The 12,814-nt window shown below is 69.3% G+C and carries 13 protein-coding genes; 6 read left to right on the forward strand and 7 right to left on the reverse strand.

The genetic code is table 11. The features are described from left to right. The first annotated feature begins 71 nt into the window (after positions 1–71). The 6 genes from BM031_RS02665 (at position 72) to BM031_RS02690 (ending at position 4,543) form a co-directional block, all read left to right on the forward strand. Positions 72–959 (forward strand): putative selenate ABC transporter substrate-binding protein, encoded by an 888-nt coding sequence (locus BM031_RS02665; RefSeq protein WP_091870739.1) that lies wholly within the window; start codon positions 72–74, stop codon positions 957–959. Between the two features lie 21 nt (positions 960–980). Next, a complete protein-coding gene (locus tag BM031_RS02670) occupies positions 981–1,799 on the forward strand; it encodes a phosphonate ABC transporter ATP-binding protein (RefSeq protein WP_091870741.1) in 819 nt (272 codons plus the stop codon). Beyond that, on the forward strand, positions 1,799–2,635 hold the full coding sequence (locus BM031_RS02675; RefSeq protein ID WP_091870744.1) for a PhnE/PtxC family ABC transporter permease: 837 nt from the start codon (positions 1,799–1,801) through the stop codon (positions 2,633–2,635). Before BM031_RS02670 ends, BM031_RS02675 begins: the two co-directional genes overlap by 1 nt. Beyond that, positions 2,632–3,423, forward strand: a complete 792-nt coding sequence (phnE, locus tag BM031_RS02680; RefSeq protein ID WP_091870747.1) for a phosphonate ABC transporter, permease protein PhnE — start codon at positions 2,632–2,634, stop codon at positions 3,421–3,423. Before BM031_RS02675 ends, phnE begins: the two co-directional genes overlap by 4 nt. A 7-nt stretch (positions 3,424–3,430) precedes the next feature. Continuing rightward, positions 3,431–4,075, forward strand: coding sequence for an ABC transporter ATP-binding protein (locus BM031_RS02685; protein ID WP_091870751.1), 645 nt, complete (start codon positions 3,431–3,433; stop codon positions 4,073–4,075). Between the two features lie 180 nt (positions 4,076–4,255). Beyond that, the gene (locus tag BM031_RS02690; RefSeq protein WP_036211798.1) at positions 4,256–4,543 is read left to right on the forward strand and encodes a hypothetical protein; all 288 of its coding nucleotides are present in this window, start codon (positions 4,256–4,258) and stop codon (positions 4,541–4,543) included. Positions 4,544–4,595: 52 nt separating this feature from the next. Here the strand turns inward: BM031_RS02690 and BM031_RS02695 are convergent, their stop codons facing one another. The 7 genes from BM031_RS02695 to BM031_RS02725 all read right to left on the reverse strand — a co-directional run bounded on the left by BM031_RS02695 (position 4,596) and on the right by BM031_RS02725 (position 12,729). Continuing rightward, positions 4,596–5,048, reverse strand: a complete 453-nt coding sequence (locus tag BM031_RS02695; protein WP_091870754.1) for a hypothetical protein — start codon at positions 5,046–5,048, stop codon at positions 4,596–4,598. 78 nt (positions 5,049–5,126) lie between these two features. Further along, positions 5,127–6,266 (reverse strand): response regulator, encoded by a 1,140-nt coding sequence (locus tag BM031_RS02700; protein ID WP_091870756.1) that lies wholly within the window; start codon positions 6,264–6,266, stop codon positions 5,127–5,129. Continuing rightward, the gene (locus BM031_RS02705; RefSeq protein ID WP_091870759.1) at positions 6,263–9,310 is read right to left on the reverse strand and encodes a response regulator; all 3,048 of its coding nucleotides are present in this window, start codon (positions 9,308–9,310) and stop codon (positions 6,263–6,265) included. The genes BM031_RS02700 and BM031_RS02705 overlap by 4 nt, the downstream gene beginning before the upstream one ends. A gap of 16 nt (positions 9,311–9,326) precedes the next feature. Continuing rightward, a complete protein-coding gene (locus tag BM031_RS02710; protein WP_091870761.1) occupies positions 9,327–10,136 on the reverse strand; it encodes a transporter substrate-binding domain-containing protein in 810 nt (269 codons plus the stop codon). Between the two features lie 114 nt (positions 10,137–10,250). Continuing rightward, on the reverse strand, positions 10,251–11,204 hold the full coding sequence (locus BM031_RS02715; RefSeq protein ID WP_177207635.1) for a Ppx/GppA phosphatase family protein: 954 nt from the start codon (positions 11,202–11,204) through the stop codon (positions 10,251–10,253). Between the two features lie 64 nt (positions 11,205–11,268). Continuing rightward, the gene (locus tag BM031_RS02720) at positions 11,269–12,441 is read right to left on the reverse strand and encodes a GGDEF domain-containing protein (RefSeq protein WP_091870765.1); all 1,173 of its coding nucleotides are present in this window, start codon (positions 12,439–12,441) and stop codon (positions 11,269–11,271) included. Between the two features lie 12 nt (positions 12,442–12,453). After that, positions 12,454–12,729, reverse strand: coding sequence for a hypothetical protein (locus tag BM031_RS02725; RefSeq protein WP_091870767.1), 276 nt, complete (start codon positions 12,727–12,729; stop codon positions 12,454–12,456). Positions 12,730–12,814 lie beyond the last annotated feature (85 nt).

Here is a 12,814-nt window from a genome sequence, read left to right on the forward strand (position 1 = left end):
GCATCCGGCTGGCGTGCACGCGTGACGCAAGCGGTTCACCATATTTCCAACAACCAATAAGAGAGCCCACCATGACTTCGTTTTCGCCATCGCGTGTCCTGAAAACCCTGTTTGCCGCCACCGCCACGGCCGGCCTGATGTTCGCCGCCGGCGGCGCCTATGCCCAGAACACCCCGGGCGTGCTGCGCGTCTCGGCCATCCCCGACGAAGCGCCGACCGAATTGCAGCGCAAGTTCAAGCCGCTGGGCGACTACCTGGCCAAGGCCACCGGCCTGAAGGTCGAGTTCACCCCGGTGACCGACTACGCCGCCTCGGTGGAAGGCCTGGTCAACCGCAAGATCGACATGGTCTGGTTCGGCGGATTCACCTTCGTCCAGGCGAACGAGCGCAGCAAGGGCCAGGTCACGCCGCTGGTGCAGCGCGTCGAGGACGAGAAATTCCGCTCGGTGTTTATCACCACCAACCCGGCCATCACCAAGCTGGAAGACCTCAAGGGCAAGACCCTGTCGTTCGGCTCGGAATCGTCGACCTCGGGCCACCTGATGCCGCGCTCGTTCCTGCTGGGCGCCAAGATCAACCCGGACACCGACCTCAAGCGCATCGCCTTCTCGGGTGCGCATGACGCCACCGTGGCCGCGGTCGCGGGCGGCAAGGTCGATGCCGGCGCGCTGAACATCTCGGTGTGGGACAAGCTGGTCGAAGCCAAGAAGGTCGACCCGAAAACCGTGCGCGTGTTCTACACCACCCCGGGCTACTTCGACTACAACTGGACCGTGCGCAGCGACATGAACCCGGCCCTGAAGAAGAAGATCCTTGATGCTTTCCTGGCGCTGGACGCATCGACCCCGGAAGGCAAGGAAATCCTGGAACTGCAGCGCGCCACCAGGTTCATCCCGACCAAGGTATCGAACTACTCGGCGATCGAAGCGGCGGCGCGCAACGCCGGCCTGCTGAAGTAATCAACGCGTAGCCTGGCAACGATGACCTTCCGGCTCGAGAAACTCACGGTACGCCACCTGGCGGCGGCGCAGCATGCGGCGCCGGCCCTGGTGGACCTCGACCTGGTCGTCGAAGCCGGCGAACAGCTGGCCCTGATCGGCCCTTCGGGCGCCGGCAAGACCACCCTGCTCGCCACCCTCGCCTGCGCGCACCGGCCGGCCCAGGGCGGCTTTTCGGTGCTGGGGCAAGACCCGTGGGCGCTGTCCCAGGCCGCGCGCCATCGCCTGCGCGCGCGCCTGTTCCTGGCGCCGCAGGCGCCGCCGCTGCCGCCGCGCCAGCGCGTCGTCACCGCCGTGCTGGCCGCGCGCCTGCCGCACATGACGCTGTGGCAGGCCTTTGCCTCGCTGGTGCGCCCCTCCGACCCGGACGCGGCGCATGCCGCGCTGGCGCGCTTCGGCCTGGGCGACAAGCTGTACGCGCGCGTCGACCGCTTGTCCGGCGGCGAACGCCAGCGCTGCGGCCTGGCCCGGCTGCTGCTCTCGAGCGCCGAAGCGTTTCTGGTGGACGAGCCGATTTCCGCGCTCGACCCGGCGCTGTCGCAGCACACCCTGACTACCCTGCAGCACGAAGCCAGCGCGCGCAACGCGACCCTGGTGTGCAGCCTGCACCAGGTCGAGATGGCGCGCGAGCACTTCCCGCGCCTGGTCGGCCTGCGCGACGGCCGCATCGTGTTCGACGCGCCGCGCGAAGCGGTGACCGACGCCATGATCGCCGCACTGTATGAGAACGACCACATGCAGCCGCATCCTGGCCACCCGCACGAGACACCCGAGCGCATCGCCGTCGGGGCCTGCTTCTGATGCCAGCGGCCCTGGCCCCGACCCGTCACCCGGACCCGGCCTGGCGCGGCCGCGTCATCGCCACCGTGGCCGGCCTGCTGCTGCTGTGGCCCATGCTCACGGCCAGCGAATTCAAGCCCTGGATCCTGTTCGACCCGCAAAGCCTGCGCGCGGCGGGCATGTTCCTGTCCGACTTCCTGCGCCCGGCCACCGGCGCCGAGTTCCTCGCCATGGTGCTGCGCGAGACCTGGCAGACCGTCGCCATTGCCACCGCCGGCCTCACCCTTGCCCTGCTGGGGGCGATTCCCGCCACCTTCATCATCACCGAGCGCCTGTCGATCTCCACCCTGGGCACGGGACGCATGCGCCCCGCCGCCATGCTGGTGCGCCAGCTGCTGCGCTGGGTGCTGGTACTGCTGCGCAGCGTGCCGGAACTGGTGTGGGCGCTGCTGTTCGTGCGCATCGTCGGCCTGGGGCCGACCGCCGGCGTGCTGGCCATCGCCCTGACCTATTGCGGCATGCTGGCCAAGGTGTATGCCGAGATCCTCGAATCCTCCAGCGCCCACGCCACCGACGCGCTGCTGGCCGGTGGCAGCGGGCGCATCAGCGCGCTGCTGTTCGGCGCCCTGCCCGATTCCGCCGCCGAACTGGTGTCGTACACCGTGTACCGCTGGGAGTGCGCGATCCGCGGCTCGGCGGTCATGGGTTTCGTCGGCGCCGGGGGCCTCGGCCAGCGCATGGATGAATCGACCAAGATGATGGCCGGCGGCGAAGTGTCGACCATGCTGATCATGTTCGTGCTGCTGGTGGCGCTGGCCGACCTGGTATCGAAACTGCTGCGCCGGAGGCTCGGATGAAGGCCGGGCTTCCGCCCGCGCCGCCGCGCGCCGCCGGTTCGTGGCTGCTGCTGGCCGCGCTGGTGGCGCTGGTCGCCGCCAGCTTCGCGTCGCTGCCGCTGCAGTGGGCCGCCTTCTTCACCCCCGAAGCCCTCACCTCGGCCGCCGAATTCCTGGAAGGCTTCACGCCGCCCGACACCGCCCCGGCCTTCCTCGCCAAGACCTTCTGGGCGCTGTGGGAGACGCTGGCGATGTCGCTGGTGGGCACCCTGCTGGCGGTGATCGGCGGCATGGCGCTGGCGTTGCCGGCCGCGGGCCGCCTGGGCGGCGCCCTGCGCGGCCTGACCCGCGCCCTGCTCAATGTACTGCGCTCGATCCCGGAGCTGGTGTGGGCGTCGCTGCTGCTGGTGGCGGCCGGCCTGGGGCCGTTCGCAGGCACGCTGGCGCTGGCGGCGCACACCAGCGGCGTGCTGGGACGCCTGTTCGCCGATGCGCTGGAAAACGTCGAGCCGCTGCCGGAAGCGAGCCTGCGCACCAATGGCGCCGCCGCGCTGGCGGCCTTCCTGTACGCTACCTTGCCGCAGGCGCTGCCGCAGATGCTGTCCTATACCCTGTACCGCTGGGAGAACAATATCCGCGCCGCCGCCGTGCTGGGCGTGGTGGGCGCCGGTGGCCTGGGCCAGATGCTGAAGTACCACCTGTCGCTGTTCCAGATGCCGAGCGCGGCCACGGTGGTCATTGCCATGCTGCTGCTGGTGGCGGCGGTGGACGCCGCCAGCTACGCGCTGCGGCGCGCCCTCACCCGCTAAGGACCCCGTGCTCGTCCTCGACCAACTCAGTAAATCTTATGGCGGCCGCACCGTGCTGTCGAACCTGTCGCACAGTTTCCGCCCAGGCGAATTCGTGGCCATCATGGGCGAATCGGGCGTGGGCAAGTCGACCCTGCTCAATATCATCGCGGGGCTGGACACGCCCGACAGCGGCCAGGTGCTGGTGGACGGCGCCCCCATGTCGGCGCTCGACGACGCCGCCGCGACGCGCCTGCGCCGCAGCCGCATGGGCTTCATCTTCCAGGCCTTTCATGTGCTGCCGCACCTGACGCTGCGCCAGAACGTGGCGCTGCCGCTGCTGCTGAACCGCGATCCGCTGGAGCGCGCCGACCAGATGCTGGACGCGGTGGGCCTGGGAGGCCGCGGCGCCGACTTCCCGCGCCAGCTCTCCGGCGGCGAATTGCAGCGCGTGGCGATCGCGCGCGCGCTCGTGCACCGGCCCGCCCTGTTGCTGGCCGACGAGCCGACCGGCAACCTCGACCCCGAGACCGCCGCCGGCATCCTGGCCCTGCTGCGCCAGGAAACCCGGCTAAGCGGCGCCGGCGCCATCATGGTCACCCACTCGCACGCGGCGGCCGCGATGGCCGACCAGATCCTCATCCTGAGTCATTCCGGATTGAAATTAGCGTAAATTCCGCGAGGAAAGACTGCTGTTAGGCGAACTTTACGTTCAGTTCGTGAATCGTGCGTAACGCAATCGTAGTAATATCACAACGACCCGCCACCCAAACCCCTATCACAACAGGCTGGGCCATTTTCCAGAACGAGCCGATCTGTCCCGAATTCATGCAGTTATATTCGGAGAAGCAATATGAGTGTACGACAGAAAAAACAGGAAATGCTCGCCGCGATGCACCGGGCCCGTGCCCTGGAACCGTCGAGTTTTGTGCCCAACAAGCTGCTCGATACCCTGATCGAACGGATGCAGCTGAAGAATGATGCCGAGCTGTGCCGGGTATTGGAGGTGCAGCCGCCGATCATCAGCAAGATCCGCCACCGCAAGCTGAACGTCGGCGCGACCATCTTGCTGCGCATGCACGAGAAGTCGAACATCCCGATCCGCGAACTCAAGGAGCTGACCAGCGCCTCGATCCATTAGGGACTATGTGAATGACTCCCGTTGGGGTGAATACTGTAGGGTGGTCGCGGCACTACGCCGCCGGCGGCCGTCCGGTCTTCAGCTGCGGCAGCGCCGCCAGCACCGCCTTGAGCGTGGCGATGTCGACCTGGCCCAGCAGGGCCACGCCGATGCGCAGCAGCTCGCTCTTCTTGACGTCGATCCCGGCGCGCAGGCAGGCCTGCTTGACGTCGGCAAGCACCGCGTACTCCTGCTCTGGCATGGTAAAGCTGTCGCGCACCAGCGCCGGGCGGGTGGCGGGCGCTGTTTCACGCGCGGGAGTCACCGGAGCCTTGCGCGGCGCGCGTTTCACGGGCGCCGCGGCCAGTGCCTTCGCGGCTGTCTTGACGGCCGATTTGAGCTTGGGGGCGGGGGCCTTGGCCGGAGCGGCCTTTCTTGCCACCTTGGTGACCTGCTTCGCCGGCGCGGCCTTGGCGCGCGCGGCTCCCTTTGCTGCGGTGCCGACAGCAGCTGACTTCCTGGGCATTACCGACTCCATCGTTCAACAAGCTAAACAATATAGTCGATTTGCCCCGCCGCTGCCAAGGCGCGCGTCAAACGAACGCTATGCGGCGCCTTCCCGTTCCAGGTCGTCGGCGTCACGGAATTCCTGCGCGATGCGGGCGAATTCCGCTTCGATCGCAAAGAAGGCCTCGAGCACGTCGGGGTCGAAATGCGAGCCGCGCCCCTGGCGCATGATCTCGAGCGACTGCGCGTGCGAGAACGGCGGCTTGTACACGCGGCGCGAGATCAGCGCGTCATACACGTCGGCTACCGCCATCAGGCGCGCCGATACCGGAATGTCCTCGCCGCTCAGGCTTTCCGGGTAGCCGCTGCCGTCCCACTTCTCCTGGTGCGAATGGGCGATCTCGCGCGCGAACATCAGGAAGCTGTTGGTGCCGCCCAGGTGCTTCTCGGCCAGCATGATGGTGTCGCGTCCGTAGGCCGCATGCAGCTTCATCACCTCGAATTCTTCCGGGTCGAGCTTGCCCTGCTTCTGCAGGATGTGGTCGGGAATGCCGGCCTTGCCGATGTCGTGCAGCGGCGCCGACTTGTACAGCAGCTCGATGTTCTCGTCGGGCAGCTTGCCGGCGAAGCGCGGGTGGCTGCGCAGCTTCAGCGCCAGCGCGCGCATGTAGTGCTGGGTGCGGCGGATGTGGTTGCCCGGCCCCCCGTCGCGGGTTTCCGCCATCGACGCCATCGCCAGGATGATCGCCTCCTGCATCATCATCAGCTGCGCGGTGCGCTGCTGCACCAGGCGCTCGAGGTTCTGGTTGTGCTCCTGCAGCTGCTTGCGCGCGCTGCGCAGGGTCAGGTGAGTCGAGACGCGGGCGAACAGGATCGGCGGGCTGATTGGCTTGCCGAGGTAGTCCACCGCGCCCACCGACAGGCCCATGGCCTCGTCTTCGATCTGGTTCTTCGCGGTCAGGAAGATCACCGGGATGTCCGCAGTCGCCGGGTTGGCCTTGAGCTGGCGGCAGGTCTCGTAGCCATCCATCCCGGGCATCATCACGTCCAGCAGGATCAGGTCGAGGTCCGGCGTGGCCGCGGCCACCTGCAGCGCCGTCGTGCCGTTGGTGGCCACCTTGGTGTGGTACCTGTCCTTCAACAGCCGCGACAGCAGCATGATGTTGTCCGGGGTGTCGTCGACGATCAGGATGGTCGGCTTGTCCGCCTTGTGTTTTTCCAGCTGGGCTGCAGTCATATGTGTTCCGCGATGGACGAATCAGCGCCCCGGGCCTGGACCAGCACCAGGCGCGCTTCTTCAAATTCGTAACGCGACAGGTGCGCCTCGAGGCGCGCCAGCGCGCCCGGGCCGAGCAGGCGTCCCAGCGAGACGCGCACGGTGTCGAAATAGTCGGTGGCATCACCGGAGAATTCTGCCAGCAGGCTTTCCAGCTGGGCCACGGCCTGGCCGGGGTCGGGCAGCGCGTCCTGCGCGCCGGCCAGGGGCACGGCGGCCGGCACTTCCGGCGCATTCGCAAAATAGCAGTCGAGCGCATCCATCAGGTCGGCCACCGCGCGCTCGAGCGCGCCGGCGCTGCGTTCGAGCGCGGCCAGGTCCGGCGCCGGGCGGCCCGCTTCTTCCTCGATTTCCTGCGACAGCGCCTGCAACGCGCGCGCGCCGATGTTGCCGGCCACGCCACGCAAGGAGTGGGCGCGGGTCGCCGCCTCGCGCAGGTGCCCGCCATCGAGGTCGCTGCGGATGCTGCAGCCGGCGTCGCGCTGCGAGGCGCGGAAACGGTCCAGCAGCTCGACGTACAGGGCGCTGTTGCCGCCCACATTGCGCAGGCCGAAGCCCGAATCGATGCCGGCCAGGCCTGGCAGCGGCGCCAGTTCGCCGGCAACGTCCTGCGCCGCGCGCGCCGGTAGTGCCTTGCCCATCCAGCGCGCCAGCGTGGCGACCAGTTTTTCCGGGTCGACCGGCTTGGTGATGTAGTCCTGCATGCCTTCGTTCAGGCAGCGCTCGCGGATCTCGGACAGCGCGTGCGCCGTCATCGCGATCACCGGCAGTTCGTCGAAGCGCGGGTCGCGGCGCAGTTCCACCGTGGCTTCGTGGCCGTCGATCTGGGGCATCTCGAGGTCCATCAGCACCAGGCGATAGGCGTTGGGTCCGCCGGCGAACAGCTTTTCCAGCGCCTGGTGGCCGGTGGAGGCGACGTCGACGTCGATGCCCTGGGCTTCGAGCAGCTCGCGCGCGATCTGCTGGTTGACCAGGTTGTCCTCGACCACCAGCACGCGCGCGCCCTGCTGGTGGGCGCGCACCACGCCGGCGCCGGCCGCGCCGGCCGGCGCGCCCGCGAACAAGGCCGCCAGCGAAGCCACCAGCGACGATTGCACGAAGGGCTTGAACAGGAAGCCGTTCACGCCCGCGCTTTCGGCCCTGGCCTGCACATCCTCGCGCCCGAAGGCGGTCACCAGCATGGTCAGCGGCGGCGCGCCCAGGTCCGGGTTTTCCGTGATGCGGCGCACCAGGTCGATGCCGTCCATGCGCGGCATGGTGCAGTCGGTCAGCACCAGGCGGTAGGGCATGCCGGCGGCGTCGGCCGCGATGATCGCGCCTTCCGCATGGCGCGCATCCGACGCGCATTCGATCCGAAGCGGCAGCGCCGCCAGCGCCTCGCGCAGGATGGCGCGCGCCAGTGCGCTGTCGTCCACCACCAGCACCCGCGCGCCGGTGAGTTCCGGCGGGGCCGCCAGCGGCGCTTCGGGTACGCCCGAGAGTGCGAAGTCGAGGTCGAAATGGAAGGTCGAGCCGGCGCCCGGCGCGCTGTCCACCGCGATGCGCCCGCCCATCAGGCCCACCAGCTGCTGCGAGATCGACAGGCCCAGGCCCGTGCCGCCGAATTCGCGCGTGGTCGAGCCGTTGGCCTGGCTGAAGGCGCGGAACAGCTTGGCCTGGGCGTCCACCCCGATGCCGATGCCGGTGTCGCGCACCGCGAAGCGCAGCTTGACCCGTCCCGGGTCCGCCCCTTTGAGCGCAATACAGGACAGCTGCAGCTCGCCCTCGGGCGTGAACTTGACCGCGTTGTTGATCAGGTTGATGAGGACCTGGCCCAGGCGCAGCGGGTCGCCCACCAGCTGGCGCGGCACCGCCTGCGGCACGTGGAACAGGTATTCGAGGCGCTTCTCGGCGGCGCGCTGGCTGGTCACGCTGGCCACGTTGAGCAAGACCTCGTCGAGGCTGAACGGAACCTCTTCCACCTCGAGCTTGCCGGCCTCGATCTTGGAAAAATCGAGGATGTCGTTGATGATCCCCAGCAGCGACAGCGCGGCGCGGTGGATCTTGCCGACGTAGTCCTGCTGCTTCGGGTTCAGGTCGGTGCGCAGCGCCAGGTAGGCCATGCCGATGATCGCGCTCATCGGGGTGCGGATCTCGTGGCTCATATTGGCCAGGAACTCGGACTTGGCGACATTGGCCGCCTCCGCGCGCAGGTTGGACTGGGTCAGCTCCTCGGTGCGGGCGGCGATCTTCTGTTCCAGGTCTTCGTTCAGTTCGCGCAGCTGCTGTTCGATGCGGCTTTTTTCGCGCAGCAGGCCGTTGGTCACCTGCTCGGCCTGGCGCAAGCGGTTCAGGGTATCGCGAAAGCTCCGCACTGCCGAGGACAGGCGCCCGACCTGGTCGCGCCGGCCGATGCCGGACAGCCGGATGTCGGTCTCGCCGCGCGCCAGCTTTTCCAGCGCGTCCTGGATATCGGCGAAGGGCTGCGACATGCGCCGCCCCACCACGAACACGCAGCCGACGATGGCCAGCGTGAGCAGGATATTGGCCGCCGCCGTGTGGATGATCTGGCTGCGCAGGTCCTGGTCGATCTGCTCGCGCGAGAAGGCCAGCTCGATCGCGCCGACCGAATAGGCGCGGGTGCCGTCGTTGTAGCTGATGCGGCGGCGCAGGCGCACCGCGGCGTCGCCGTAGTCGCGGTTGCCGAGCGCGGCGATCAGGCTGCCGTCCGGCGCCAGCACGCGCAGGGTCTGCACCTCCGGGGTGGCGCCGAGCGCGTCGACCACCGAAGACACGGCGGCGCTGTTGATGTCGAACAGCGGGCGCGCCAGCGCGTGCGAGAGCACGTCGGCCTGGCGCTCGACCCGCTCCTGCAGGCGCCGGTCGGCATCCTGGCTCAGCGCATGCAGGGTGTAGGTGGTGTAGACGCCGGTCGACAGCGCGACCGCCAGCACGATCCCGGCGCCGAGCCGGAACACGATGTTCTGGCGCCAGTTCTCGATCAGGCGGCGTGGCACGATCCGCATGCGCTTGCGGCGGCGGTTAATCGCGCGCTCCCGGTGCGCTGCCCGCCAGCGCCTGCAGCTCGCGCTTGCGGTAGGCCGCGCCCGTGCGCACCTGTTCGACCGCGTCCCACAGGCGCGCGGCCAGTTGCGGCTGGCTGGCCACGAGGGCGCTCGAGAGCACCAGGAAGTACGGTTTTTCGATCAGCGCCACCGGCAGCACTTCGAGGCGGCTGCCGTAATGGCCGCGCAGCAGGCGGGAGGCGTCGCCGCCGCCCATCGCGGCGCCGGCCAGGCGTCCCGCGATGAGCTTTTGCGCCAGCTCGTCCGCGCGCTGGCTGCCCTCGTCGATCGCGATGTTCTGGGCGCGCAGGAAGTCGCCCACCGAGTAGCCCAGCTGGACCCCGATGCGCCCGTCGAGGTGGCGGAAGGACTTGCCGTCCCACTCCAGGCGGCTGCCGCGGCGCCGCACCAGCACGTAGCGGTCGACGTGCATGCGCTTGGCGGCGTCGGCCTGCGGGTTGGCGCCGCCGGCGGCCACGCCCGGATAGGCGCCCAGCCCCATGCGCTCGCGGGTGAAGCTTACCGCGAAGGCGCCGCCGACCTGGTTGGCCTTGAGCTGCTCGAGGCAGCGCTTCCACGGCATGCTCTGGTAATCGAAGCTGACGCCGGTGCGCCTCGACACTTCGGCCAGCAGCTCGAAATTCAGGCCGCCGCCGTCCAGCGTGCGCCAGGGCGGCACTTCCTGGCGCTCGAAACACAGGGTGATGCTGTCATTCGGCGCGGCCTGCACCCGGCCCTGCACCAGCAGGCAGGAAGCGACCAGGACGGGGATGAGGAAGCGGCGCATGGAAAACAGCGTGGCGGGCGTGGTTGAATGAACAACAGAAGTATGCCACTAGAAATTTCCAAACAACAGAGAAAATCGAGGGCAGGCGTGGAAAAGCGACACACGCCTCCGGCCTCATGCGTGGCGCAGGGACGCCGGCGCAGCCACGGCCGCCCGCGCATGCAGGTCCCACAGCGCGCCCACACGCAGACCGGCATGGGCCGGGATCACCTGCGCCACGCCGCACTCCTCCACCAAGGCAATGAGCAGCGCCAGCCCGCCCACCAGGTGCGGCGCGCGGGCCGCAGCGTGCCAGGCCAGGCGCACCCGCGCCACGTGGCCGGCCTGCAGGAAGCGCGCGCGCAGCGCCAGCAGGCAGTCCAGGTCCAGGTGGCCGCCTGCGATGCCGTCGTCGTGGGCGATTTCGGCCAGCGCCCGCACCGTGCCGCAGGCGCCATAGGCCGCCTGCCAGCCGCGCCCGGCCAGCGCGCTGTCGGCAAAGCGGCTGCGCCCCGAGTGCACGGCGGCCTCGAAGGCGGCGGCGTCGATGCGGCCGTCGGCGAAGAACGTGAGGCCCTGGCGCACGGCGCCCACCGGGAAGGATTCGATGCGCTCGATGGCGGCGCCGCGTCCCAGCACCAGTTCGGTGGAGACGCTGCCGATATCGAGCACCAGGCGCGCGTCCCGGCTCTCGCCCAGGGTGCTGGCCACGCCCATGTAGACCAGGCGTCCGGCCTCGTCGCCATTGATCAGTTCGATCGGCCGGCGCAGCGCCGCTTCGGCGGCCGGCAGGAACAGGGCCGCATTGCGCGCCATGCGCAGGGCCGAGGTGGCGACCACCCGCACGGCGCGCGGATGCCAGGCGTCGAGGGTGTCGGCGAATTCGCGCAGGCAGGCCAGCGCGCGGCGCATGGCCGCTTCGCACAGGCTGCCGTCGTCCTCGAACGAAGCGGCCAGGCGCACCGGCTCGGCCAGCGTCGCCTCCAGCCGCAGCTCGTCCTGCTCAAAACGCCCGATGTGCAGGCGAAAACTGTCGGAGCCGAGTTCGACGGCGGCGTAGCGTGGGGTATCGGGGGAGAAGGTGACCATGGAGCGCTCCTGCAGCAGGGATGCCGCAGGATACGCCCACGATATGACAGGATTGTGACGCGCCTCAGGCCTCGAGCTCGGCGGCCGCGGCCTGGCTGACCCGGTTGCGGCCCGCTTCCTTGGCCGCGCGCAGGGCGTCGTCGGCGCGCTGGAACAGGGTTACGGTGCTGTCTTCCGGGCGGATGACCGTGACGCCGAAGCTGGCCGTCATGGCGATCATGGCGCGCTCGCTCTTGACCGGCGAACTGGCGATCGCCGCGCGGATGCGCTCGGCGACCAGCACCGCTTCCTCCAGCTTGGTGCGCGGCAGCAGGATCGCGAACTCCACCCCCACCAGGCGCCCCAGCATGTCGGAGTCGCGCAGCTGGCGCTTGCACAGTTCCACCACGTGGCGCAGCACGGCGTCGCCGGCCGGGTGGCCGTAGCCGTCGTTGACGCGCTTGAACTGGTCGAGGTCGAGCACCACCAGCGCGGTCGGCAGGCCGGGGCGGCGCGCCAGCGCCATCCAGGGGCCGAGCGCCGCGAACAGGCCGCGCCGGTTCGGCACGTCGGTGAGCGGGTCGACCACTTCCAGCCGGGCCAGTTCGCGGGTGGCGCGCTCGCGCGCCAGCAGCAGCACGCCAAAGCCGTTGGCCAGCATCAGCACATACAGCGCGGCGCTGGAGAGCTGGCGCGGCAGCTCGCTGGACAGCCAGCGCCAGCCGCCCGGCAGCAGCAGCACCGACAGGCCGCGCGCGGCCACCACCAGCGCCAGCACGGCGGTGAGGATGGCGAGGAAGCGCTGCAGCAGGCTGGCCTGGCGCCAGCCGCTGGCCAGCGCCGCGGCGCCGTTCAGGTACAGGGCGCCCAGCAGCAGCGAGGCGGCCAGGCTGCGCAAGCCCTGCTCGTCGATCAGGTAGCACACGAAGAACACCAGGATCGCCAGCCCGCCCGCCAGCAGGGTCGGACGGCGCCAGCCCTCGCGGCCTGCCTGTTCCCAGGATGCGCCGGCCTCGATGGCGACGCCGGCGAACAGCAGCGCGTAGCCGCCCGGCAGGGCCAGCGGTTCGGGCACCACGCCGGCGCTGCCCAGCGCCAGCAGGGTCCAGGCGCCCGCCTGCACCTGCTTGGACAGGCCCCACGCGGCCAGCGCCGGGGCGCGCACCGGTCCGTGCTCGAAGAAGGTCAGTACCGCGCACAGGGCCAGGTTGCCCAGCGCCAGCACCAGCACCATCGTGCTTGCATCCAGGTTCGTCATGGCGTCCTGCTGTTAGAACTCATGTTCGACTTTGGTGGTCCCGTCGCCGACCCGGCTGGCCCAGGCGCGCGCGAAATAATCCTGTTCTTCCGCGCTCGGGGGCGCGTGCCAGAACACGATCAGCGTGCCCTTGTGGTCATGGATCTGGGACAGCTTGTCGACGAAGGCGGCGTTGCCGGCGCTGTCGGCCAGGGCCATCGCGTAGCCGTACACGCGCTGCAGGCGCTCGACGCGGTCGGACTCGGTCTCGGCATTGGTCGCGGTAATGGAGGGATGGTCCAGGAACATGGCGGGGTCTTCCAGTTGTTCGAATGCCCACTTTAGCAGAAAGCGATGCCGTACAACAAGCACCATCCGGCGTGGTAGGCCGCCC

The organism is Massilia yuzhufengensis, assembly GCF_900112225.1.
In the GTDB taxonomy this organism is placed as follows: Bacteria; Pseudomonadota; Gammaproteobacteria; order Burkholderiales; family Burkholderiaceae_D; genus Telluria; species Telluria yuzhufengensis.

Excerpts from the sequence above, each read along its gene's own strand:
- BM031_RS02705 (WP_091870759.1), bottom strand. The coding sequence starts at position 9,310 with ATGCGGATCGTGCCACGCCGCCTGATCGAGAACTGGCGCCAGAACATC.
- BM031_RS02710 (WP_091870761.1), bottom strand. The coding sequence starts at position 10,136 with ATGCGCCGCTTCCTCATCCCCGTCCTGGTCGCTTCCTGCCTGCTGGTG.
- BM031_RS02715 (WP_177207635.1), bottom strand. The coding sequence starts at position 11,204 with ATGGTCACCTTCTCCCCCGATACCCCACGCTACGCCGCCGTCGAACTC.
- BM031_RS02670 (WP_091870741.1), top strand. The coding sequence starts at position 981 with ATGACCTTCCGGCTCGAGAAACTCACGGTACGCCACCTGGCGGCGGCG.
- BM031_RS02695 (WP_091870754.1), bottom strand. The coding sequence starts at position 5,048 with ATGCCCAGGAAGTCAGCTGCTGTCGGCACCGCAGCAAAGGGAGCCGCG.
- BM031_RS02675 (WP_091870744.1), top strand. The coding sequence starts at position 1,799 with ATGCCAGCGGCCCTGGCCCCGACCCGTCACCCGGACCCGGCCTGGCGC.
- BM031_RS02690 (WP_036211798.1), top strand. The coding sequence starts at position 4,256 with ATGAGTGTACGACAGAAAAAACAGGAAATGCTCGCCGCGATGCACCGG.
- BM031_RS02665 (WP_091870739.1), top strand. The coding sequence starts at position 72 with ATGACTTCGTTTTCGCCATCGCGTGTCCTGAAAACCCTGTTTGCCGCC.
- BM031_RS02720 (WP_091870765.1), bottom strand. The coding sequence starts at position 12,441 with ATGACGAACCTGGATGCAAGCACGATGGTGCTGGTGCTGGCGCTGGGC.
- BM031_RS02700 (WP_091870756.1), bottom strand. The coding sequence starts at position 6,266 with ATGACTGCAGCCCAGCTGGAAAAACACAAGGCGGACAAGCCGACCATC.
- BM031_RS02725 (WP_091870767.1), bottom strand. The coding sequence starts at position 12,729 with ATGTTCCTGGACCATCCCTCCATTACCGCGACCAATGCCGAGACCGAG.
- phnE (WP_091870747.1), top strand. The coding sequence starts at position 2,632 with ATGAAGGCCGGGCTTCCGCCCGCGCCGCCGCGCGCCGCCGGTTCGTGG.